The organism is Roseateles sp. DB2 (assembly GCF_051857535.1).
GTDB lineage: Bacteria > Pseudomonadota > Gammaproteobacteria > Burkholderiales > Burkholderiaceae_C > Roseateles_B.
The window spans coordinates 257,741-280,904 of sequence record NZ_JBPZGY010000005.1 but is presented as its reverse complement, the minus strand read 5'-3'; the positions used below and the strand labels follow the sequence as shown (position 1 = coordinate 280,904).

The window sequence follows — 23,164 nt, the reverse complement described above, 5'->3', positions numbered from 1 at the left end:
CACCCGGGGCCGCCTTTTTTATTGCATTGATCCGGCGCAGGGCCACCGAAGGTCATGGCCGGGATGACGCGCATAGGTCCGCTGCACAGGCGCCGGATAATCGCGTCCGTTTGGAATGAGGAACGCCGCTGGGCGGCGTCGAGGACAAGAATGACATTACCCAACCTGCTGGCGAGCCGCAACGGCCGCCTGGGCGCCTTCTTCGCGCTGTACGTCACCGAGGGCATCCCGTTGGGCTTCGCTGCCATCGCCGTGGCGACACAACTCCGCCGCATGGGCGTGGGGCCTGCGGCCATCGGCGCCTTTGTGGCCTCGTTCTACCTGCCCTGGGCCTTCAAGTGGGCCTTCGGCCCCGTGATCGACGTGTTCCGCTCCAGGCGATTCGGCCACCGCCGCGCCTGGATCCTGTTCACGCAGCTGATGATGGCCCTCACCATTCTTGCGCTGATGGCCGTGCCCCTGCCTTCGGGCCTGGCCCTGTTCACCAGCGTCCTGCTGATGCACAACACCTTCGGCGCCATGCAGGACGTGGCCATCGACTCCCTGGCTTGCAACACGCTGCACGAGGACGAGCGCGGTCTGGCCAACGGCCTGATGTTCGCCGGTGCCAATGTGGGTCAGGCCATCGGCGGCAGCGGCGTGCTGTACCTGATGGGGACCATCGGCTTCCAGCCCAGCTTCGTGATGGTGGCCTTGTCCATCCTGCTGGTGACGGGCTTCATCGTGCTGCCCATGAAGGAGGCGCTGGCGCAGCAGCTGGAGCAGCAGGGTGCCGCCGCCGAAGCGCCCCGAGCCACCCTGAGCCAGGCCGCCAGTGAGATGAAGGCCTTCGCCGTGCAGTCCTTCCGCTCCTTCCTGGGCTCGCGCGGGGCCTTCTCCGCCATGTTCTTCGGCCTGCTGCCGGTCGGCGCCATGTGCCTGGGCCTGGCGCTGCAGTCCAATCTGGCCGTGGAGTTCGGCATGGATGACAAGGGCGTGGCGCTGCTGAACCTGTGGTGCACCATCGTCGGCGCAATGTCCATGGTGGTCGGCGGCATGCTGTCCGACAAGCTCGGGCGCCGCCGCATGCTGGGCCTGTACATCGTGCTGATGAGCGGCCCGGTCCTCTACCTCTGGTGGCAGATGCGGCTGAATGGCTACGACATGCCGCGCCCCTCGGGCAGCGCAGCCGTGCCGGCGCTGATCACGGCCCTGTGGATCGCGTCCATCAGCTACAACGTCTTCAACGGCATGATGTACGGCACGCGTGCGGCCATTTTCATGGACGTGACCAATCCCAAGGTCGCCGCCACCCAGTTCACCGCCTACATGGCGCTGATGAACCTGGCCATCGCCATCGCCGCCACCTGGCAGGGCGTGGTGTCCGAGGCCTTCGGCTACCGCTGGACCCTGCTGATCGACGCGGCCACGGGCCTGATCTGCCTGCTGGTGTTGCCCATGATGAGCAAGCCCGATGGCGAGCGCATCAGCGATGAAAAGACCGAAGGCCGGGCGCGCAAGTCAGCCGTGGTGCTGGGCCTGCTGTGCTTGGTCTGGGTGCCGGCCTGGCTCTGCCGCGAGCAGCTGGGCGAGGGCGCGACGCTGATGCAGACCTTCTTCACCCTGGTCTTCGTCGCCTCGGCGCTCTTCCTGCTGGCGGCACGCGAGGTGATGGGGGCACAGGACATCGGCCGCTGGCGCCGCCCGGCGCTGTGGTGCGCATTGCTGCTGCTGGCCGTGTACTTCCGCAAGGACCTGGCCCTGCTGCAAGGGCAGGCGCCCCTGCATCAGGCCGCCGAGGCTCTCATCCTGCTCGGCCCCGTGCTGGGCGGCGTGACCCTGCTGGGCCTGGCGGCACGCTCCTGGGCGTCGCTGCATCGCGAAGACTGAAGCCGTTGCACACCGTCGCATGAGAGGGGCCCGACCGGGCCCCTTTTTGCCGGCCGCTTCAGGCCGCCAGCAAGGCCTGCAGCGCCTGCTCGCGAATGCCGTAGAAGCGCTTGATGTCCTCGATCTGGGCCAGGACCTGCGCCCGCCGCTCCTCGCTGATGCCCTGGGGGCGGCGCACGGCCAGAATCATCTTGTTCTTGCTGGTGTGTTCCAGCGAGATGAACTCGAAGACCTGGGTGTCATAGCCCTCCGACTCCAGCAGCAGGGCGCGCAGCCCATCGGTGATCATCTCGGCTTCCTGGCCCATGTGGATGCCGTGCTGCAGCAAGGGCTTGAGCAGAGAGGGACTCTGCATCTGCGGCCTCAGCTGCTTGTGACAGCAGGGAGAGCACATGATGATCTGGGCGCGAGCTCGCAGGCCCAGGTGGATGGCGAAGTCGGTGGCGATGTCGCAGGCATGCAAGGCGATCATCACATCCAGGCGCTCAGGGCGGTACTCGCGGACATCGCCCTGGTCGAAGCGCAGGCCGGCACAGGCGTTGCGCGTGGCGACCTCATTGCACAGGCGCACCATGTCCTCGCGCAGTTCCACGCCCAGCACGTGGGTGGTCTTGCCCGCAGCGCGCAGATAGTCGTGCATGGCAAAGGTGAGGTAGCCCTTGCCCGAACCGAAGTCAGCCACATGCACATCGGGGGCGGAAGCCAGCGCCGACTGTGACAACGCTTTGCCGAAGATTTCGATGAACTTGTTGATCTGCTTCCACTTGCGGGACATTGCCGGCACCAGCTCGAGGCCCTGCCGGCCCTCGTGGGTCAGGCCCAGGTCACGCCAGACCGGCCGGTCCATCGCGAGATGGCGCTGTTTGCTGCGGTCATGGCTGGCGGCCTCCAGACCTGCTGACTCCGGGGCAGCCTCGCCGGGCGCCACGGAAGCCTTCAGCTTGCCAACCCGCAGCGTGGGCCGGCCCTTGCGGCTGTAGGCCAGCTGAAGCTCACGGCTGTCGGTCAGCAGATGCGCATTCTGGAAGGGGTGGCCCAGCAGGTCTGCCAGCGCCTCCAGGCCCTGATCCAGGCCGTGGTTCTTGGTGATGTCGCGGGTCTTGTAGCGCCACAGAAAGCTCAGGGCCCGCTCGCCGCGCAGCTCGATCTCGCGCACCATCAGCCGCTCCAGGTCCGGTTCGCCGCCCTCGGGCCTGGAGAGGCTCAGCTTGAAGCCCTGCCGCCCTGCCAGCACACTGCGCAGGCTGTGCAGGAAGCGGGCGACGGCGTCGTCGGCGTCGGGCGCTGGGTTGGCGGAAGCAATCAGGTGACTGAACATGGGCAGACGGACAGAGAGGGGCAGGCGTCCGCGCAGGCAGGACGGATGCCGGATTGTCCCTGATGCGCCATGAGGACGCGCCAAGGCGGGCCACGACGAATCTGGGCGTTGCCTTGCCGGCTATTCATGGCTTCGCGCGCGCAGGCGAGCGGGGACACTGCAGCGACAATGCCTGCAGACCCGGCATGGCCACTGCCGCCTGCGGCAGGCCTGTCGCCATGACGCCCGTCCTGTCCAGCCCCTGAGCCGCGCCAAACCCGCAAGCCACACCGTCACACGCCATGCAAGCCCTGGAAACGCTGCTGTCCACCCAGTTGGCCGCCTGGCACAACAGGCACCCACTGGCGCGCCATGTGCGGGCACAGGACGTGCACACCATGGGCGTGGTCGCGCTGCCCTTCATGCGCAGCGGCCCGCCGCGGGAGGCCCAGGAGCCGGTGCTGGGCGAGCCCGGCAACGAGACACCCGCGCCATCCTTCACCCAGACTCCCAAGCCCGGCCTGCTGCAGCGCCTGCTGGCCTGGCGCCCGGGCCGCAAGCCCTCGCGGGATCGCTGGCCGGTGTTCAGCGAACAGTTCGTGGTGGGGCTGTCGGCAGCGCAGGCGGGTGAATTCGCCAGGCGCTACGGCTACAGCCAGCGCCCTGACGACGGCAGTTGGCCACTGCGCAACATCCCCGTCGACGAGGCCCTGGCCGCACAAGGCCCGGTGGACGGCGGCGGTGCCTGGCCGGAAGAGGTCTACCTGCTCAGTGCCGCCATCGACGCGGGCCCTGGACGCACCCGGGTACTCATCGCACAAGGCGCCGGCCTGCGCCTGTACATCCGCGGCCCGCGTTGCCTGCATCCGCTGAAGGTCGGCGCCTTCGGCCTGGCCATGGCACTGCTGATGGGCGTGGTGCTGTTGGCCAGCATGGGCACGAAGAAGGCCGGTCCCCGCACGGGCGAGGCTTCGCCGGCAGCATCGGCGCCAGCTGCCTCTGCCGCAGCCAGCGCCCCGTTCGGCAGCGCTGTGGACAGTACCGCCGCTGCCAGCAGGCCGCCTGCAGATCAAGCTGCAAGTTCGGCAAGTTCGGCGCACGCGGGGCCTGCAGCCAGTGCACCAGGCAGCGCCCCCGCCGCAAGCATGGCAGGGGAAGGACAGGCCCAGCGGCCCCTGCTCAGCGCCAGCCAGCTGCCGGACAATATGGCCTCTGCGCCGGACATCCGGCCACGCCTGGTGTCCCGGCCGCAAGGCAGCTCATCGGCGCCGGGCCACGATGCCCCTGGCAGCCGCGACACCGCGAAGGTGGCTCAGGAGGCCTCCCAGGACGCGAGCAAGCTCCCGGCGAAGGAACTTCGCCCGACCGACCAGGTCATCGAACGCGCGAACAGTGCCGCCACCTCGGCAAGAGCGCCTGCCGTCGTGCGCCCGGCCATGAAGGTCGAGCGCCCGCCGCTGCGAACGGGAGAAGGCGTCAAGGACAACGCGCCGGAGGCTGCCGGCGACGCCAAGGAGCAGCCCAATGCAGCGGACACGCTCAGGCAGCGCCCAGGCAGCAATGCCCGCGACGCCAGCGCGCGAGGCGGCGTGACAGACGGCGCGCCCATGGTGGCCCTGGTAGGCCCCGTCATGGGCAGCAAAGCCGAGGCGGAAGCCTATCTGCAGAAGATGCAGCCCCTGATCCAGCCCCTGGTGGGCCGGAAGGTCCTGGAGCAGCAGGTGCTGCAGACGCCCGAAGGTTGGCGGGCCGCCGTGTGGCCTTTCTCCAGCCGGGAGGAAGCCCAGCTGATCAACGCCATGCTGGTCGCCCGGGGATTGCGCACACGGGCTGTGGATTTCTGATCCGGCCGCCGTGGCGGCCCTGATCAGCTGCGGTAGTCGGCGTTGATGCTGACGTAGTCGTGGCTGAGGTCGCAGGTCCAGACCGTGGTGTGAGCCAGGCCACGGTGCAGATTGACCCGTACCGTGATCTCCGACTGCTTCATCACGCGCTGGCCGTCTTCCTCGCGGTAGTCAGGGTGTCGGCCACCCTGGCGCACCACGTGCACATCGTCCAGGAAGAGATCGATGAGCGTTTGGTCCAGGTCGGCGATCCCGGCGTAGCCCACGGCAGCCAGGATGCGGCCGAGGTTGGGATCGCTGGCGAAAAAGGCCGTCTTGACGAGAGGCGAGTGGGCGATGGCATAGGCGGCCAGTTGGCATTCGGCCTCATCGCGTCCGCCTTCCACCCTGACGGTGATGAACTTGGTCGCGCCCTCGCCGTCGCGCACGATGGCCTGCGCCAGCTGCTGGGACACGGCGATGACGGCATCGCGCAAGACCTGACCCTCGGGCGAGCTCAGTGACTCGATGCGCGCATGGCCGGCCTGGTGGGTGGCGATCAGCACGAAGGAGTCGTTGGTGGAGGTATCGCCATCAATGGTGATGCGGTTGAAGGAGGCATCCGCCGCATCGCGGACCAGGCCCTGGAGCAGCTCGGGCGCGATATGGGCGTCGGTGGCCACATAGCCCAGCATGGTGGCCATATTGGGGCGGATCATGCCCGCGCCCTTGGAGATGCCGGTGATGGTCACGGTGCACCCCTGGATCTGCACCTGGCGCGAAGCGGCCTTGGGCAGGGTGTCCGTGGTCATGATGCCTTCGGCGGCCTCGGCCCAGGCGTCCGGGCGCAGCGCTTCGACGGCCTTGGGCAGGCCCGCGACGATGCGGTCCACTGGCAGCGTTTCCATGATGACGCCCGTGGAGAACGGCAGGACCTGGGATGGCTGGATGCCCATCAGGCCGGCCAGGGCCTCGCAGCTCTGGCGCGCACGGGCCAGGCCGTCCTCGCCGGTTCCGGCATTGGCATTGCCGGTGTTGACGAGGATGGCGCGGATGCCCTGGCCGGCAGCGAGGTGCTCACGGCAGATCTGCACCGGCGCCGCGCAGAAGCGGTTCTTGGTGAACACGCCAGCGACCGAGCTGCCTTCGTCCAGCGCGATCACACTGAGGTCCCGGCGGTTGGCCTTGCGAATGCCCGCCATGGTGATGCCCAGGCGCACGCCGGGAACGGGATGGAGCGAGGCAGGGTCGGGAGCAGTGAGATTGACGGGCATGGTGCAGCAGGCTTCAAGTGGCGCCCCATGGCGCCGTTGGCCGGGGATTGTAGGACTGCCCCCCCGCTCCGTGAGTGCGCTGCAGCATTGAAAAAGGGCGAAGCCCTCGCGAGCCTCGCCCCTGTATCGCCAAGCGCCGACGCCGGCTCAGGAAGCGCGCCGCCGACGGGCCGCCATGAAGCCCACGGCGCCCAGGCCAGCGAACATCATCGCCATGCGGCTGGGCTCGGGCACGGGGGCCGCCTGTGCGACGACCAGATCCTGGAAAACGTCGTTGGAAAGCCTGGACACGGTGTAGAGCGCCGGGCCGACATAGTGTTCGGCATTCTGCAGATAGCCATTCACCAGGCTGACGAAGCTGGCGTCCGCCGAAGCGCTGCCGCCTGCCAGTCCCTCGAAATAGAAGCTGCCGGAGTTGGAGGCCACGTTGAAGGGCTGGCTGGAGGTCTCGTGGGTGATTTCCCAGACGGCCGTCTGGAAGGCCGCGCGCTCGATATCGGTGTCGACGCTGCTCCAGATGGTGGAGTACAGGCCTTGCAGCGCAGAGGCTTGCCGCCCGCTGAAACTGCCCACGGTATAGACCTGAACCCCGTCACTGAACTCCGCATGGTCCTGGGCCAGCTCAACGCAGAAAGCAGCAAAGCTGCCCCCCGTGGTCGAGGAGAACTGCAGTACCCCGGTGTCGAGGTGGTCGGTGCCGGTGGTGGACAGGGTGATGCCCGCCGGCTGGGTACTGTCGAACAGCAAGGACACGGTCCCCGCCTGAGCCGGCACGGAGCAGGCCAGGGCCAGGGCAACGGCAGCACCAAATGTCTTGAGCGTCATGGTCTTTGTCCCCGCGACAGGCTGAGATCAGCTGGGGCCTTGCAGACCCCATGCGCCATAGCGACCGAAGCCGCTCAGGCCTGGCGGCGTCGGCGGGCGCCGAACAGGGCGAGGGCGGCCAGACCGCTCAGCGCCAGGGAGCCCGGCTCGGGGACATGCAGGAAACCTTCGAAGTTGCCTGCAGCCTTCTTCACCGTATCCACGCCAGAGATCGTCAGGTGCCATTCGCCAGCGCTGAGGTCGACAGGCGCCAGCTTCCAGTACTCGGTACCGGTGCTCAGGGCCGCCGAGGGCGTGAAGTCGAAGGACTGGATGCCGTTGCTCAGCACGATGCTGCTGATGCGGACGTCGTTCTCGACCTTGCTGAAGGTGTGCAGCTCGCCGTGGTAGGTCTGGGGGACCAGCACGCTGAAGCTGAAGTATTGGGTGAAGGCGCCCTTGACGATGTCCGCGACGCGGAAATCGACGCCGGCAGCCGTCGGGGTCAGCGGGGTGTAGACCGGATCAGCATGCACCAGGGGCGCGAATGCGGCGATGGAGGCGGCAGCAATAAAGGTCTTGATCGACATTTCGGGAGCCCAACGAATCAGAGTTTTTTGGCATCACAAAGACAACAGTCATAGCCTTTGCGATGACCCGACTGTAGAGGACTTGCAACAAATCGCATCCCCCTCAAGCGTGTGGCCGCCCTTGAAAAACCGCCAAATAACGCACGCTTTTGATCGGGCTCGACCTTATGGAAGCCTTTGGCCGGCAGATCAGCTCAGCTTGCCGTGACAGGCCTTGAACTTCTTGCCGCTGCCGCAGGGGCAGGGATCGTTGCGCCCCACATGGCCGAACTGCTCGGCGAGAGTGGCGGGGTCGATCTCCTGCGACACCGAGCCATCCTCGTTGGGATGGGTGTAGGTGACGTTGCTGACGCTCTCGGCGCGCTGCTCAATGGCCTCGGCCGCGGCACTGGCCTCTTCCTGGGTCTGGATGCGCACATTCATCAGCACGCGGGTGACTTCCATCTTCACCACGTCCAGCAGCGCTGAGAACAGCTCGAAAGCCTCGCGCTTGTACTCCTGCTTGGGGTTCTTCTGGGCGTAGCCGCGCAGGTGGATGCCCTGGCGCAGGTAGTCCAGCGAAGCCAGGTGCTCACGCCAGTGCTGGTCGATGGACTGCAGCAGCACCATGCGCATGAAGGGCGTGAACTGCTCCTCGCCGACCAGGGCCAGCTTGGACTCGAACAAGGTGTCACCAGCCTTCACGACCATCTCGACGATGTCCTCGTCGGTCACGGCATCGCGCTTGGCGACCTCGGCGACCAGGGGCACCTCCAGCTGCCACTCATCCTTGAGCACGCGCTCCAGGGCGGGCAGGTCCCACTGCTCTTCCAGACTCTCGACCGGCACGAAGGTGCGGACCACATCCTCCAGGGAGCTGCGGCGCAGGTTGCCGATCTGGGCCGTCAACTGTTCGGCTTCCAGGATGTCATTGCGCTGCTGGTAGATGACCTTGCGCTGGTCATTGGACACGTCGTCGTATTCCAGCAGCTGCTTGCGGATGTCGAAGTTGCGGGCCTCGACCTTGCGCTGAGCGCCCTCGATGGAGCGGGTCACGATGCCGGCCTCGATGGCCTCGCCCTCGGGCATCTTCAGGCGGTCCATGATGGCGCGCACGCGATCACCGGCGAAGATGCGCATCAGCGGATCATCCAGCGACAGGTAGAAACGCGAGGAGCCCGGATCGCCCTGGCGGCCGGAACGGCCGCGCAGCTGGTTGTCGATGCGGCGGCTCTCGTGGCGCTCGGTGGCGATGATGCGCAGGCCGCCTTCGGCCTTGACCTTGGCATGCAGGTCAGCCCATTCGTCCTTGAGCTTCTGGATGCGGGCTGCCTTTTCTTCCGCCGGCACCGACTCGTCGGCTTCCAGGAACTGGATCTGCTTCTCGACGTTGCCGCCCAGCACGATGTCAGTGCCACGGCCTGCCATATTGGTGGCGATGGTGATCACGCCCGGACGCCCCGCCTGCGCGACGATCTCGGCCTCCTTGGCATGCTGCTTGGCGTTGAGCACCTGGTGGGGCAGCTTGGCTTGCGTCAGCAGCCTGGAGATCAGTTCGGAGTTCTCGATGGAGGTCGTGCCCACCAGCACCGGCTGGCCGCGCTCGTGGCAATCGCGGATGTCGAGGATGACCGCGTTGAACTTCTCCTGCGCCGTCTTGTAGACCAGGTCCAACTCATCCTTGCGGATGGTCGGGCGATTGGGCGGGATGACCACGGTCTCCAGGCCGTAGATCTCCTGGAACTCGTAGGCTTCCGTGTCGGCGGTGCCGGTCATGCCGGACAGCTTGCCGTACATGCGGAAGTAGTTCTGGAAGGTGATGGAGGCCATGGTCTGGTTCTCGGCCTGGATGGCCACACCTTCCTTGGCTTCCACGGCCTGGTGCAGGCCGTCGCTCCAGCGGCGGCCCGTCATCAGGCGGCCGGTGAACTCATCGACGATGGTGACCTCGCCGTTCTGCACCACGTAATGCTGGTCGCGGTGGTACACATGGTGTGCACGCAGGGCCGCGTAGAGGTGGTGCATCAGGGTGATGTTGCCTGCGTCGTAGAGGCTGGCGCCCTCGGCCAGCAGGCCGGCTTCGGCCAGCAGGCGTTCGGCATTCTCGTGGCCGTCTTCGGTCAGGTAGATCTGGTGGGACTTCTCGTCCACCGTGAAGTCCCCCGGCTCGATGACGCCCTCACCCGTGCGCGGGTCCAGTTCGCCGATCTGCTTCTTCAGTTTGGGCGCGACCTGGTTGATGGCCAGGTAGACCTCGGTCTGGTCCTCGGCCTGGCCGGAGATGATCAGGGGCGTGCGGGCCTCGTCGATCAGGATGGAGTCCACCTCGTCGACGATGGCATAGGCCAACGGGCGCTGCACACGGTCACGCACGTCGTGGACCATGTTGTCACGCAGGTAGTCGAAGCCGTATTCGTTGTTGGTGCCGTAAGTGATGTCGGAGGCGTAGGCGGCCTGCTTTTCCTCGCGGCTCATCTGGGGCAGGTTGATGCCCACGGTGAGACCCAGGAAGTTGTAGAGCTTGGCCATCCACTCGGCATCGCGGCGGGCCAGGTAATCGTTGACCGTCACCACGTGCACACCCTTGCCAGTCAGGGCATTGAGGTAGACGGGCAGCGTGGCCATCAGGGTCTTGCCCTCGCCGGTGCGCATCTCGGCGACCTTGCCGGCATTGAGCACCATGCCACCGATCAACTGCACGTCGAAGTGGCGCATCTTCAGGGCGCGCTTGCCGCCCTCGCGCACCACAGCAAAGGCCTCGGGCAGGATCTGGTCCACCGTCTCGCCCTTGGCGATGCGGTCCTTGAACTCCTGGGTCTTGGCCCGCAGTGCCTCATCGTCCAGGGCCTCCATCTGGGGCTCCAGTGCATTGATCTGCTGGACGATGCGACGGTATTGCTTCAGCAGACGCTCGTTGCGGCTACCGAAGATCTTGGTGAGAAGCGAGGGCAACATGCAGTGATTCTTGGACGGTAAGAGGGTGGCGCCAGGCCCGCCTGAGCTCGTGGTTCTTCTGTGCTGGGCGGCTGGCTGGCACGGCAAGCCCGCTGCGCCTGCGCGCGACGGACTCAGTCAACATTTCCGATCCTCCATCTCGGGGCGCAGCAGCCACTTGCAAGCCCCGGTGCGACGCTCCTGCGCTGCTGACCGCCGAAGGCGGTCCGAAGGCAGGCGAGGATCAGCCCGAAAGGCCCGCCAGGCAGCAGGACCAGGGCGGAGGACAACCGGCGGAGTTTAGCATCCGGCATCCCTCCCCTCGCGTCCGGACGCGGGCCCGGCCCTCCGGGTCTACACTGAGCGGCATGCGCAGATCTGATGCCCCTCACGCGCCCAAGACCGGCGGCCCCGCAGTGCCCGACCCCACGCCCATCAGCCTGGCGCTGGCCCAGCACCAGGGCCTGGCGCGGCTGGGCGTGCTGATGCAGGAATCGCAGCGGCGCATGGCCCTGGTGGCGCCCGCCCTACCCGGCGCCATGACCCGCTTCGTCAAGCCCGGCCCCATCGACGAGGAAGGCTGGACCCTGCTGGCCGCCAATGCCGCCGTGGCCGCCAAGCTGCGCCAGCTGCAGCCTCGGCTGGAAGCCCGCCTGCAGGAGCAGGGGCTGCAGCCCAGCAAGGTGCGGATCAAGGTCCAGCAGGGCTGAGGATTCTTGCGGCGGCCACGAGTTCTGTCACCGCTGAGACTTCTGTCGCCACAAAGAAAAACACAGGCTCGGGGCCTGTGTCTTCATGGGTCTGGTGCCGGCTATCGGATTCGAACTGATGACCTACCGCTTACAAGGCGGTTGCTCTACCAACTGAGCTAAGCCGGCTTTTTACTGCTGGGATGCCGCGGACCGGAGTCCTCGGCAGGCGCGCATTGTAAAGGCAATCCAGAGGCTTGCTCACCAACTCCTGCGCACCCTGTCTTTGTCACTTGATGCGCTTGAGCGTGGGGCGCGGCCCGGGCCCATCGCCAGGGCCATTGTCCGGCCCCTCGCCCGAGGATTCCGGCGCGGCAGCGTCCGGGACTGACTCGTCCGAACCCGGCACGGCCGGTGCCGGCGCCAGGCGCAGCCCCTTGGGCCCCGCCTTCGGTGTCGCACGGGGTGCGGGTTTCTGCACGGACGCCGAATCCGCCTCGACGGCGGGTGGCGGGAAAGCCATGCCCTGCCCATTCTCACGGGCATAGATGGCCACCACATGGTCCACCGGCACCACGATCTCGCGCGCCACCCCGCCGAAGCGGGCCTTGAACTGGATGAACTCGTTGCCGAGGTCCAGCCCGTTCGTGGCATCGAAGCCCACGTTCAGCACGATCTCGTTGTTGCTGACGTACTCCAGCGGCACCTGCACCGAGCGGTCGACCTGCACCGCGATGTAGGGCGTGAAGCCATTGTCGGTGCACCAGTCATGCAGGGCCCGGATCAGGTAGGGCCGCGTGGAGGTGCCGGTGGGCGCGCCACCGTCAGGGGTCTGGTCCATGGCAGCAGCGACTTACTTGCGCATCACCTTTTCCGAGGGCGTCAGCGCCTCGATGTAGGCCGGGCGCGAGAAGATGCGCTCGGCGTACTTCAGCAGCGGCAGGGCGTTCTTGGACATGTCGATGCCGTAATAGTCCAGGCGCCACAGCAGCGGAGCAATGGCCACGTCCAGCATGGAGAAGTCATCGCCCAGCATGTACTTGTTCTTCAGGAAGATGGGCGCCAGCTGCGTCAGGCGGTCGCGGATCTGCGAACGGGCCTTCTCCAGCTGCTTGTCCGTCGGCTTGACGGCCTGGCCGCGGTTCTCCAGCACGTTGACGTGGGCGAACAGCTCCTTCTCGAAGTTCAGCAGGAACAGGCGCACGCGGGCACGAGCGACCGGGTCCCCAGGCATCAGCTGCGGGTGCGGGAAACGCTCGTCGATGTACTCGTTGATGATGTGCGACTCGTACAGGATGAGGTCTCGCTCGACGAGGATGGGCACCTCGTTGTACGGGTTCATCAGGGCGATGTCTTCCGGCTTGGCGAACAGGTCGACGTCACGGATTTCGAAGTCCATGCCCTTTTCAAACAGCACGAAGCGGCAACGGTGCGAGTAGGGGCAAGTGGTTCCAGAATAAAGCACCATCATGGCGGCGGACTCCTGAGTTCAGGTCAACAATCGATTCCGTGTGCCCGACATGGTAGCGGCACACAAAAGGCAAACGCAGTGGGTGCCCGCAAAGGCCTCCCACTGCGCAACAGGGCCCGGCTGGTGGCCAGGGCCCGAAGGCTTACTTCACATCCTTCCAGTAGGACGCATTCAGGCGCCAGGCAAACAGAGTGAAGATGCCCAGACCCAGCAGCACCAACACCCCCAGCCGGAAGCGCTGGGCCTGTGCAGGCTCGCCCATCCATTGCAGGTAGGCGACCAGGTCACCCACGGCATTGTCATAGGCGCGTGCGTCCATGGTGCCGGGGGTCAGCTGCTCGAAGCCCTTGAAGACATGGGTCTTCTTGGCAGGGTCATGCGGATCGGCTTCCTCGACGAACTTGGCAGCGCGTTGGCCCTGCAGTTCCCACAGCACATGCGGCATGGCGACGCTGGGGAAGACCAGGTTGTTCCAACCCGTGGCCTTGGTCTCGTCGCGGTAGAAGGTCCGCATATAGGTGTAGAGGTAGTCGGCACCGGAGCCCTTGGCGCCGTCGGCGCGCGAACGGGAGATCACGGTCAGGTCCGGCGGGGTGGCGCCAAACCAGTCCTTGGCCTGCTTGGGATCCAGGGAGACCTTCATGACGTCACCCACCTTTTCGGTGGCGAACATCAGGTTGCCCTTGATCTGGGCTTCCGTCAGGCCGATGTCGCGCAGGCGGTTGTAGCGCATGAACGCAGCCGCATGGCAGTTCAGGCAGTAGTTGACGAAGATCTTGGCGCCGTTTTGAAGGGACGCCACGTCCGTCATCTTTTCCTTGGGGAACTTGTCCCACTCCATGCCGCCGGTGTTGGCCATGGCACCCGAGGCCAGGCCCAGCCCGATCAGCAGCGTAGCGATGAATTTCTTCATGAGATGCAACTCCTGGGCTGATCAGTGGGGGTGGAAGGTGACGCGGTCAGGCACAGGCTTGAACACGCCTTGCTTGCTCCACCACGGCATCAGCAGGAAGAAACCGAAGTAGTACAGGGTGCCGATCTGGGCGACGAGGGTGCCGATTTCCGTCGGAGGCTGGATGCCAAGATAGGCCAGCACCAGGAAAAAGACGACGAACACGCCGTAGACATACGTGTGCCAGGTCGGGCGATAGCGGATCGACTTGACCGGGCTGTGGTCCAGCCAGGGCAGGAAGAACAGGATCACCACGGCACCACCCATCACGACCACGCCCCAGAACTTCGCGTCGAAGGTCTTGAGCAGGAAGATGGCGACGGCGGCAATCACCAGCGTGGCGACCTTGCCCTTGCCCGAGAAGGTACCCTTGAGCACAGCCAGCACGGCACCCAGGCCCACGATCACCGACAGCACGTTGACCATCACGTCGGTCGTGGCGCGCAGCATCGAGTAGAAGGGCGTGAAGTACCAGACCGGCGCGATGTGCGGCGGTGTCTTCAGCGGGTCGGCCGGGATGAAGTTGTTGTACTCCAGGAAGTAGCCACCGAGCTCAGGCGCAAAGAAGATGATGGCCGAGAACACCATCAGGAACAGGCCCACGCCGTAGATGTCGTGCACGGTGTAGAAGGGATGGAAGGGAATGCCGTCCAGCGGGCGACCCTGCGCATCCTTCTTGGCCTTGATCTCGACGCCGTCCGGGTTGTTGGAACCCACTTCGTGCAGCGCGATGATGTGCGCCACCACCAGGCCCAGCAGGACCAGGGGCACGGCGATCACGTGGAAGCTGAAGAAGCGGTTCAGGGTGGCGTCACCGACGACGTAGTCACCGCGGATCATCAGGGCCAGGTCGTTGCCGACGAAGGGCACGGCGGCGAACAGGTTCACGATCACCTGGGCGCCCCAGTAGGACATCTGACCCCAGGGCAGCAGATAGCCCATGAAGGCCTCGGCCATCAGGCACAGGAAGATGGCGCAGCCGAAGATCCAGACCAGCTCGCGGGGCTTGCGGTAGGAACCGTAGAGCAGGCCGCGGAACATGTGCAGGTACACGACCACGAAGAAGGCGGAGGCGCCCGTCGAGTGCATGTAGCGGATCAACCAGCCCCAGGGCACATCACGCATGATGTACTCGACCGAGGCGAAGGCCACGGCGGCATCCGGCTTGTAGTGCATCACCAGGAAGATGCCGGTGACGATCTGGATCACCAGCACCAGCATGGCCAGCGAGCCGAAGATGTACCACCAGTTGAAGTTCTTCGGAGCGTAGTACTCCGACATGTGCTCCCGGTACATCTTGCTGAGCGGGAAGCGGTTGTCCACCCAAGTCAGCAGCTGCTCGCCCACGGACGCGCCAGCGGGAGCTTCTTTGAATTCAGCCATATCGACCTCTGTCCTCTCGCTTAGGCAGCCTTGTCCTCACCAATCAGGAGCTTGGTGTCGGACAGATACATATGGGGAGGCACCTCGAGGTTGTCGGGTGCGGGCTTGTTCTTGAACACGCGGCCGGCCAGGTCGAAGGTCGAGCCGTGGCAGGGGCAGAGGAAGCCGCCGTTCCAGTCATCGGGCAGCGAAGGCTGCGGGCCGGCCTGGAACTTGTCAGAGGGCGAGCAGCCCAGGTGCGAGCAGATGCCCACGCCCACGAAGTACTCGGGCTTGATCGAGCGGTAGCCATTCTTGGCGTAATCCGGCGTCGGGTAGGCGGTGCGATGGGAGTCCGGATCAGCCAGCTGCGGATCGTTCTTCTTCAGGGCTTCCAGCTGCTCGGGCGTACGACGCACGATCCAGACGGGCTTGCCGCGCCACTCCACCGTCAGCTTCTCGCCCGGCTTCAGGCTGCTGATATCGACTTCCACGGCTGCACCGGCAGCCTTGGCGCGCTCGGACGGCGCGAAGGTACTGACAAAGGGCACGGCGGTGGCGACGCCGACACCGGCACCGGCGCAACTCGTGGCAATAAGCCACGTGCGCTTGCCTTGATCCACTTGCTGGTCACTCATGAGGGTCCTCAAATGAGACTTCTGATCGGGAGCAACCGCGGATTCTAGCGGACGCCCACCCCCACCCTGACTTGATGCACCTCCGGGAATACGCAAATCGTCTCGCCAAGGCATCAATTCGACGCTGCAGCACGCACTCGCGAAGGCAATCCCCGTGTTTGGCCCGATTTGCGACGCCTGCAAACGTAGACAATAGCGCCCAGCACACACGGGGCCACCCCGCAGGAGTAGATCGAGATGGGAATGCTGAGCGAGTTCAAGGAATTTGCCGTCAAGGGCAATGTGGTGGATCTCGCCGTGGGCGTGATCATCGGCGGCGCCTTCGGCAAGATCGTCGACTCGATGGTCAAGGACTTGATCATGCCCCTGGTGGGCAAGGTCGTCGGCGGCCTGGACTTCTCCAACTACTTCGTCGTGCTGGGCACCGTCCCCGCCGAGTTCAAGGGCCCCCAGACCTACGAGGCTCTGACCAAGGCGGGCGTGCCCCTCTTCGCCTACGGCAGCTTCCTGACCGTGCTGCTCAACTTCATCATCCTGGCCTTCATCATCTTCATGATGGTCAAGCAGATCAATCGCCTGAAGCGGGCCGAACCCGCCCCGGCCCCCGCGGCCGAGGCTGTCACGCCGGAGGACATCGTGCTGCTGCGCGAGATTCGCGACTCGCTCAAGCGCTGAGAAAGCCTTCGCGCCTGCCAGCCCGCGAATTGCGCTACCGTGCCATCCGGCGCGCGCAGGCTGCGCTTGGTCACAACATGAGCCCTCAATTCCACGGATACTTGGCAACAGCTGCGCGCCCTGATGTGGCGCGCGCCCGGTCCCCCCGTCCATGAATCAGCCCGAGTCACGACTCAACCCGCATCTCGAAGCCGCCTTCCAGCGCATCCGGGCAGCCGCCGAGCAGGCGGCCGAGCGCTGCGCTGAAGGACTGGGACTGGCTGCCCTTTCCGCCGGCTATGCCAAGCGGCGCGATGCGCTGCTGGCAGCTCAGTACTTGTTCCGCGAGAACCTCCCGCAGTTCATCCAGGAGTTCCAGGCCAGTCTGCGCCGCCAGATGGCCGGCGAGCAGCGCGACAAGGCCGCCCCCGCCGCCAAGAAGGCCTGGGACGAACTCTCCCTGATGGACGACGAGCAGGTCGACGCCATGGTGGCGGCCGACCGCATCGGCATGGCCATCGGCCACCAAAGCGAATGGGAGCTGCGCGATGTCGAGTCCTTCCTCGCTGGTCTCAGTTCCTCCGAAGGCGGGTTGGATCGCAACCCCCTGCGCCCCGAGCTGATCGCCCAGGCCCTGCTGGACGGCGTGCACAGCCTGAGCGAAGAGCAGGACCTCCGTCAGGCCTTGGTCGACGAGCTCACCCGCGCCTTCACAACCGAGATGCGGGCCTGCTACGCCGACATCGCCACCCTTTTCCGCAGCCGCGGCCTGCGCCAGCAGGACCTGCGGGTGCGCGCCCTCAACCCCGCTGGCGCCATGGGTGGCATGGGCGGCGGCCCCAACAGCGTGACCGGCGACCTGGGTGGCCCCATGGGCAACTCCCGCTTCGGCGGCCTGGGTCCGGCCGCAAGCAGCGGCTTTGGCGGCGTGGGCGGTTATGCGGCGCCTGGCTACGGCGCCCCCATGCAAGGCAGCTATGCCGGCGGGATCAGTGCACCTAGCGGCTTCGGCGCCGGTGCCGGAGGCTATGGTCCCGGCTATGGCGGCTATGCACCCGCCGGCGTGATGGGCAGCGTCGATCCCCAGTTGATGGACCTGCTGCGACGCCTGTCCAGCCTGCCCATGCCCGCGGGAGGTGGCGCCGGCATGGGTGGTGGCCTGGGTGGTGGCGGCCTGGGCGGCGGCCTGGGCGGCGGTCTGGGCGGGGCCGGTTTCGGCGGCAGCACGGTGTCCGGCGCCCTGTCGGCCAGCGGATCCGCCAGCAACGGCATGCCGCTGGCTGGGGCGGACTGGGGTGATGACACCATCCCGGGCGGCGCCCTGCCCCTGCCACCCAACCTGATTCACCTGCATCGCGACGCCTTGCGCCAGGCGGCCACCGGCTCCCTGGACCACATGGTGATCGATGTGGTGGGCAGCCTCTTCGACCACATCCTCTCCGACGCCAAGGTGCCGCCGCAGATGGCGCGCCTGCTGGCCCAGCTCCAACTGCCCGTGCTGCGCGCCGCGCTGGGCGACAACACCTTCTTCTCCTCGCGCCGCCATCCGGTGCGCCGCTTCATCAACCGTCTGGCCTCCCTGGCCTGCGCCTACGACGACTTCGGCGACTCCCCCGGCAAGGATTTCCTCGAGCACGTGCGGGCCCTGGTCCATGATGTCAGCGGCGGAGACTTCGAACGCATCGAGACCTACGAGCAGAAGCTCGACGATCTCGAGGCCTTCATCAGCGCCCAGACCGCCCAGACTCTGCAAGCCCATGGCGATGCAGCAGCCCTGGTCGAGCGCAAGGAAACCGACCTCCGGCTGCAGCAGCGCTATGCCAAGCAGCTGGCCCAGAACCTGGCCAAGGTGCCCATGCCGGACTTCCTGCGTGAGTTCCTGTCCCAGACCTGGAGCGGCGCCATCGTGCAGGCCTCACGCCGCGAAGGCGGCAGCGAAGACCGCGAGAAGCGCTTCCGCCAGTTCGGCCGCGACCTGGTGCTGAGCGTGCAGCCCAAGGCGCCGGGGCCGCAGCGCCAGGCCTTCCTGAGCGCCCTGCCGCGCATGATGCAGACGCTCAACGAGGGCCTGGATCTGATCGCCTGGCCAGAGTCCCTGCGCAAGCCCTTCATCGGCCAACTGCTGCCGGTGCATGCCGAATCGTTGAAGGGCCAGGGGCTGTCAGCCCTTGACTACAACCTGCTGGTCAAGCAGCTGGAAGCCGTCTTCGGCATTGAGGCACCCAAGGAGCAAGACCTGCCCCCTGTGCAGCCGGATGAGTTCCGCGACACCGAGTCCGGCGAGGTCGACATCGACCTGGCCCAGGGACTCAACGCCAAGGAAGCCTCCAGCCTGGGCCTGGTCCAGGAAACGTCGGTGGACTGGAAGGGCGAGGTCGACATCGACATCACCGCCCAGGAAGCACCCCTGCAGGCGGTGGACATCAGCATCGACGGCCTGCCCTCGGCCACCGAGGAGCCAGAGCCCAGCTCCGGCGTCCTGCTGATCGACCACCTTCAGTTGGGCTTTGCCTACCAGATGAACACCGGCGAGCACTGGCGCAAGGTGCGCCTGGCCCACATCAGTGCCGGCCGCAGCTTCTTCATCTTCACCCAGGGCCACAAGCACCAGCAAACGGTCACCATGACGGCTCGCATGCTGCGCAAGCTCTGCGAGACCGGCCGCCTGCGCGCCTTCGAGAACGCCTATCTACTGGAACGCGCCACGGCACGTGCGCGCAAGCAGCTGGCAGCGCTCAATACCCAGCAGTGATCAGGCGGCTGCGGCTGCGCTTGTTGCCTCCCGCCCTTCCCTGCCAGGTGACTCGCAGGCCGATACGCCTGCCGCCACATCGGCGTGACGGCCCAGTGCAGGCACGCAGATCGGAACGGCGCGTCCTCGCCTGGCCAGGGCGCCTCGGCCTGCCCCCCCGGGGACCGGCGCAGGCCTGCTCAGTCGCTGCAAAGCTGCCAGGCCATGCGCAAGGCTGCCCTCATGCTTGAGGCATCCGCCAGGCCCCTGCCGACGATGTCGAAGGCCGTGCCATGGTCAGGGCTTGTGCGCACGAACGGCAAGCCCAGCGTGACGTTGACGCCCTGCTCCACGCCCAGATACTTCACCGGAATCAGGCCGTGGTCGTGCGTCATGGCCACCACCACGTCGAAAGCACCCGGGTGATGCGGAGGCGCATGGCGCGCCCGCATGAAGACGGTGTCGGGCGGGAATGGCCCTTGGGCGTCGATGCCTTCGGCGCGGGCTGCCTCGATGGCGGGGATGATCTCCCGGAGTTCCTCGTCCCCAAAGAGGCCGCCTTCACCCGCATGCGGGTTCAGGCCTGCGACGGCAATACGGGGCATCCGGATGCCAAAGCGGCGCAGCGAGTCCTGGGTGATGCGCAGGGTCTGCAGCACAGCGGCCGTCGTGACCTGCTCGATGGCCTGGCGCAATGAGACGTGGATGGTCACCAGCACCGTGCGCAGCTCCTCGTTGGCCAGCATCATGCGCACGGGCGGCGCACTGCCGCCTGCCGGGGTGGCCAGCGCCTGCAGCATTTCCGTATGACCGGGAAAGGGCACACCCGCGGCGTGCAGGGCCTCCTTGTGGATGGGCGCGGTCACGAGGCCGCCGCCCTGCCCCGACTGGATCGCCGCCACCGCGGCCTCGATGCAGCGCGCCGCGGCGGCGCCAGCGCGCGCGCTGATCTGGCCGAGAGGTTCCTCCACCAGGCCTGGCGCCATGCCCGACGGCTGCCACACGGGCAGGCAGCGCGCCGGCACGTGCGCGGCCTGCGAGGGGTCGTCCAGCAGGGCCGTGGGGAAGTCCAGGCCCGCCAGGCGCAGGGCGCGGCGCCAGACCGCCAGGTCACCCACCAGGCACAAGGGAGGAGCACCAGGCGGGGCCTGCTCCGCCGCCCAGGCGGCCACCGCAACCTCGGGACCGATACCGCAGGCGTCGCCCTGGGTGATCAACAGGGGCTTCATGCCCGGCTTGGCGAGGGGTGTCATGCGGGGAGTCATGCAGGGTTGTGCAGATCCAGGAACTCGACTTCGAGGCCAGCTTCATCGGCCAGGCGCCGCCCCAGGGCCTGAACGCCGTAACGCTCGGTGGCATGGTGGCCTGCGGCGATGAAGGCCACGCCAGTCTCAGCCGCGTAATGCGCCTGGGGTTCGGACACCTCGCCGGTCACAAAGACATCGGCCCCGCTGGCGATTGCCGCCTCGAAGAAGCCCTGGGCGCCGCCAGTGCACCAGGCCACGCGGTGCAGTGGCCGGCCGTCGCCCGGGATGGCCAGCACGGGGCGTGCCAGCTGCTGCTCCAGCACGGCACGCAGGCCGTCCAGCGTCTGCTGGTCCTCAGGCAGGACACCGGCGAAGCCCAGGTCCTGATCGCCAAAACGGGCATCGGCCGTCCAGCCGAACTGGCGTCCCAGCTGCGCGTTGTTGCCCAGTTCGGCATGAGCGTCCAGCGGGAGGTGGTAGGCGATCAGGTTGATGTCGTGGGCCAGCAGGCGCTGCACGCGGGCCTTCATCCAGCCCGTCAGGCGCTGCTCCTGGCCGCGCCAGAACAAGCCGTGATGGACCAGCAGCGCATCGGCTCCGCGCTGGATGGCGGCATCGATCAGGGCCAAGCTGGCGGTCACGCCACACAGCACGCGACGGACCTGCGGCTTGCCCTCGACCTGCAGACCGTTGGGCCCATAATCCTTGAAACGACCCGGCTCCAGCCATCCGTCAAGCAGGCGCACCAACGCGTCGCGAGGCAGGGTCTGGCACCCTTCCTGCCCGGTCGTCGGGGTGTTTTCCTTCATGTCCACATCGTCCTCGTCTTCCTCCCAAGCTTCGGGAGCGCCGTCGCCCCTGCGCCGGTCCTGGCTCATTTTCTCCCAGGCAGCCACTGTGGCGCTGGCCGGCTACTTTGTCGTGGCCACGCTGAAGCCGCAATGGCTGCAAGGCAGCCTGCATCCCGCGCCCAGCCTGCAACAGGGCGCCAGCACCGGCAAGCGCCCCGGCTATGCCGAGGCAGCCCGGCTGGCGGCGCCGGCCGTGGTCAGCATCAGCGCCAGCAAGCCTGGCCAGCCCCTCAGCGAGGAAGAGCAGGCCTGGCTGCGCTACCACGGCGGCAGCCCCGACGAAGACGAGCCCGACAGCCAACGCGGCACGGGCTCGGGGGTGATCGTCTCGCCTGAGGGCTATGTGCTCACCAACAACCATGTGGTGGAGAACGCCACAGAGATCCTGATCCAGCTCAGCGACGGCCGCGAGACCACCGCCGAACTGATCGGCACCGACCCCGACACCGACCTGGCCGTGCTGCGCATCCGCCTGCCCAATCTGCCGGTGATGCGCCTGGGCGAGGCCGACAGCCTGCAGGTGGGTGACGCCGTGCTGGCCATCGGCAACCCCTTCAACGTAGGGCAGACGGTGACCTCGGGCATCGTCAGCGCTCTGGGCCGCAAGCAGCTGGGCTTGTCCACCTTCGAGAACTTCATCCAGACCGATGCGGCCATCAACCCTGGCAATTCGGGTGGTGCCCTGGTCGACACCCAAGGGCAGTTGCTGGGCATCAACACCGCCATCTACTCGCGCAGCGGTGGCAGCATGGGCATAGGCTTTGCCATCCCGGTGAGCCTGGCCCGCGAGGTGATGGAAGCATTGATCAAGCAGGGTCAGGTCTTGCGGGGCTGGGTGGGCGTACAGACGCGCGAGATCACGCCCGAGGTGCTGGAGGCCTTCCACCTGCCGCAGTTGCGGGGGGTGATGGTCAGCGGCGTGATCCTCAAGGGCCCCGCCGAGCAGGCCGGCATCAAGCCGGGCGACGTGGTGCTGAGCGTGGCCGGCAAGACAGTGCAGAGCCCCAATGATCTGCTGACGACCGTGGCGGCACTGACACCGGGCAGCCAGGCCAGGCTGGAGGTTCAACGGGGCGCGGAACGCAAGGCCTTCATGCTGAAGATCGGCCAGCGCCCCAGGCCCAAGCCGGAAGACAACCCGAACTGAGCGGCCCTGAAGCGGCCCCGCAGCATTGAGCAAATCTGGCGATCAGCTCGCTGCGTCCTTGGCATCCTCGGCGTCGTCCGGCGCCTTGGTTGCGCGGATGAAGGTTCCGGCCGCCCAGATGCCCAGCTCATAGAGCAGGCACATGGGGATGGCCAGAGCCAGCTGCGAGACGATGTCCGGCGGCGTGATGATGGCCGCGATCACGAAGGCCAGCACGATGAAATAGCCGCGGAACTCGCGCAGCTTCTCCACCGTCACCAGGCCCAGGCGTGCCAGCACCACCACCACCACAGGCACCTCGAAAGCAGCGCCAAAGGCGATGAACATGGTCATCACGAAGCCCAGGTAGGCCTCGATGTCCGGCGCCGCCATGATGCTCTTGGGCGCAAAGCCCTGGATGAACTTGAAGACCTGGCCGAAGACGAAGAAGTAGCAGAAGGCCACGCCGATGAAGAAGAGCACCGTGCTGGACACCACCAGGGGCAGCACCAGGCGCTTCTCATGCGAATAAAGCCCGGGCGCCACAAAGGCCCAGACCTGGTACAGCACCACGGGCAGCGCCACCAGAAAGCCCGCCAGCATCGTGATCTTCAGCGGCACCAGGAAGGGCGAAAGCACATTGGTGGCGATCATCGACGAGCCCTTGGGCAGATGCGCCACCAGGGGCGCCGCCAGCAGGTCGTAGAGGCCGGCCGGGCCGGGATAGAGGCACAGCAGGCCGAAGGCCACGCCGACGGCCAGCAGTGCGCGGATCAAGCGATCACGCAACTCGATCAGGTGCGACACGAAGGGCTGCTCGGTGCCAGCCAGTTCGTCTTCGGGTGAAGAACTCATGGGAGGGGCGCCTTGGGG

19 protein-coding genes and 1 tRNA gene are annotated in these 23,164 nt (G+C 66.5%); 6 read left to right on the top strand and 14 right to left on the bottom strand.

Annotation, left to right across the window (positions count from 1 at the left end; all coding sequences use genetic code 11):
• Positions 1 to 150: 150 nt before the first annotated feature.
• Positions 151 to 1,869, top strand: a complete 1,719-nt coding sequence (locus ACS5PK_RS10720; RefSeq protein WP_439440219.1) for an MFS transporter — start codon at positions 151 to 153, stop codon at positions 1,867 to 1,869.
• Between the two features lie 58 nt (positions 1,870 to 1,927).
• On the opposite strand, the gene ACS5PK_RS10715 is transcribed toward ACS5PK_RS10720, so the two are convergent.
• Complete coding sequence (locus tag ACS5PK_RS10715) at positions 1,928 to 3,187, bottom strand: class I SAM-dependent methyltransferase (RefSeq protein ID WP_439440218.1); 1,260 nt, start codon at positions 3,185 to 3,187, stop codon at positions 1,928 to 1,930.
• 281 nt (positions 3,188 to 3,468) lie between these two features.
• Between ACS5PK_RS10715 and ACS5PK_RS10710 the strand changes: the two genes are divergently transcribed.
• Positions 3,469 to 5,010, top strand: coding sequence for a hypothetical protein (locus ACS5PK_RS10710; RefSeq protein WP_439440217.1), 1,542 nt, complete (start codon positions 3,469 to 3,471; stop codon positions 5,008 to 5,010).
• Between the two features lie 23 nt (positions 5,011 to 5,033).
• Here the strand turns inward: ACS5PK_RS10710 and argJ are convergent, their stop codons facing one another.
• The 4 genes from argJ to secA form a co-directional block, all read right to left on the bottom strand.
• A complete protein-coding gene (gene argJ, locus ACS5PK_RS10705; RefSeq protein WP_439440216.1) occupies positions 5,034 to 6,263 on the bottom strand; it encodes a bifunctional glutamate N-acetyltransferase/amino-acid acetyltransferase ArgJ in 1,230 nt (409 codons plus the stop codon).
• 147 nt (positions 6,264 to 6,410) lie between these two features.
• On the bottom strand, positions 6,411 to 7,088 hold the full coding sequence (locus ACS5PK_RS10700; protein WP_439440215.1) for a PEP-CTERM sorting domain-containing protein: 678 nt from the start codon (positions 7,086 to 7,088) through the stop codon (positions 6,411 to 6,413).
• Positions 7,089 to 7,162: 74 nt separating this feature from the next.
• Positions 7,163 to 7,657, bottom strand: coding sequence for an FxDxF family PEP-CTERM protein (locus ACS5PK_RS10695; RefSeq protein WP_439440214.1), 495 nt, complete (start codon positions 7,655 to 7,657; stop codon positions 7,163 to 7,165).
• A 189-nt stretch (positions 7,658 to 7,846) separates the two neighbouring features.
• Positions 7,847 to 10,591: a preprotein translocase subunit SecA gene (gene secA, locus ACS5PK_RS10690; protein ID WP_439440213.1), complete on the bottom strand. Its 2,745-nt coding sequence runs from the start codon at positions 10,589 to 10,591 to the stop codon at positions 7,847 to 7,849.
• 347 nt (positions 10,592 to 10,938) lie between these two features.
• Here secA and ACS5PK_RS10685 point away from each other — a divergent pair, with 347 nt between their 5' ends.
• Complete coding sequence (locus ACS5PK_RS10685) at positions 10,939 to 11,280, top strand: hypothetical protein (RefSeq protein WP_439440212.1); 342 nt, start codon at positions 10,939 to 10,941, stop codon at positions 11,278 to 11,280.
• A 92-nt stretch (positions 11,281 to 11,372) separates the two neighbouring features.
• Here the strand turns inward: ACS5PK_RS10685 and ACS5PK_RS10680 are convergent.
• The 6 genes from ACS5PK_RS10680 to petA form a co-directional block, all read right to left on the bottom strand.
• Positions 11,373 to 11,448: transfer RNA gene (locus tag ACS5PK_RS10680), tRNA-Thr, on the bottom strand.
• 100 nt (positions 11,449 to 11,548) lie between these two features.
• Positions 11,549 to 12,100: a ClpXP protease specificity-enhancing factor gene (locus ACS5PK_RS10675; RefSeq protein WP_439440211.1), complete on the bottom strand. Its 552-nt coding sequence runs from the start codon at positions 12,098 to 12,100 to the stop codon at positions 11,549 to 11,551.
• A 12-nt stretch (positions 12,101 to 12,112) separates the two neighbouring features.
• Positions 12,113 to 12,730, bottom strand: a complete 618-nt coding sequence (locus ACS5PK_RS10670) for a glutathione S-transferase N-terminal domain-containing protein (protein WP_183103385.1) — start codon at positions 12,728 to 12,730, stop codon at positions 12,113 to 12,115.
• 142 nt (positions 12,731 to 12,872) lie between these two features.
• A complete protein-coding gene (locus tag ACS5PK_RS10665; RefSeq protein WP_439440210.1) occupies positions 12,873 to 13,643 on the bottom strand; it encodes a cytochrome c1 in 771 nt (256 codons plus the stop codon).
• Between the two features lie 21 nt (positions 13,644 to 13,664).
• Positions 13,665 to 15,065 carry a cytochrome b gene (locus ACS5PK_RS10660; protein ID WP_439440209.1) on the bottom strand — a complete coding sequence of 467 codons (1,401 nt, stop codon included), beginning with the start codon at positions 15,063 to 15,065 and terminating at the stop codon, positions 13,665 to 13,667.
• Positions 15,066 to 15,085: 20 nt separating this feature from the next.
• Complete coding sequence (petA, locus tag ACS5PK_RS10655; RefSeq protein ID WP_439440208.1) at positions 15,086 to 15,682, bottom strand: ubiquinol-cytochrome c reductase iron-sulfur subunit; 597 nt, start codon at positions 15,680 to 15,682, stop codon at positions 15,086 to 15,088.
• Positions 15,683 to 15,919: 237 nt separating this feature from the next.
• Here petA and mscL point away from each other — a divergent pair, with 237 nt between their 5' ends.
• A complete protein-coding gene (mscL, locus tag ACS5PK_RS10650) occupies positions 15,920 to 16,357 on the top strand; it encodes a large conductance mechanosensitive channel protein MscL (protein ID WP_439440207.1) in 438 nt (145 codons plus the stop codon).
• 151 nt (positions 16,358 to 16,508) lie between these two features.
• The gene (locus tag ACS5PK_RS10645) at positions 16,509 to 19,088 is read left to right on the top strand and encodes a DUF1631 family protein (protein ID WP_439440206.1); all 2,580 of its coding nucleotides are present in this window, start codon (positions 16,509 to 16,511) and stop codon (positions 19,086 to 19,088) included.
• Positions 19,089 to 19,267: 179 nt separating this feature from the next.
• Here the strand turns inward: ACS5PK_RS10645 and pdxA are convergent, their stop codons facing one another.
• The gene (gene pdxA, locus ACS5PK_RS10640; protein ID WP_439440205.1) at positions 19,268 to 20,320 is read right to left on the bottom strand and encodes a 4-hydroxythreonine-4-phosphate dehydrogenase PdxA; all 1,053 of its coding nucleotides are present in this window, start codon (positions 20,318 to 20,320) and stop codon (positions 19,268 to 19,270) included.
• A gap of 8 nt (positions 20,321 to 20,328) precedes the next feature.
• Positions 20,329 to 21,123 (bottom strand): Nif3-like dinuclear metal center hexameric protein, encoded by a 795-nt coding sequence (locus ACS5PK_RS10635; RefSeq protein ID WP_439440204.1) that lies wholly within the window; start codon positions 21,121 to 21,123, stop codon positions 20,329 to 20,331.
• A gap of 49 nt (positions 21,124 to 21,172) precedes the next feature.
• On the opposite strand from ACS5PK_RS10635, the gene ACS5PK_RS10630 reads away from it, so the two are divergent.
• Positions 21,173 to 22,312: a S1C family serine protease gene (locus ACS5PK_RS10630; RefSeq protein WP_439440354.1), complete on the top strand. Its 1,140-nt coding sequence runs from the start codon at positions 21,173 to 21,175 to the stop codon at positions 22,310 to 22,312.
• A 42-nt stretch (positions 22,313 to 22,354) separates the two neighbouring features.
• Here ACS5PK_RS10630 and tatC read toward each other — a convergent pair whose 3' ends face one another.
• Positions 22,355 to 23,146 (bottom strand): twin-arginine translocase subunit TatC, encoded by a 792-nt coding sequence (gene tatC, locus ACS5PK_RS10625; protein WP_439440203.1) that lies wholly within the window; start codon positions 23,144 to 23,146, stop codon positions 22,355 to 22,357.
• Positions 23,147 to 23,164: the final 18 nt, after the last annotated feature.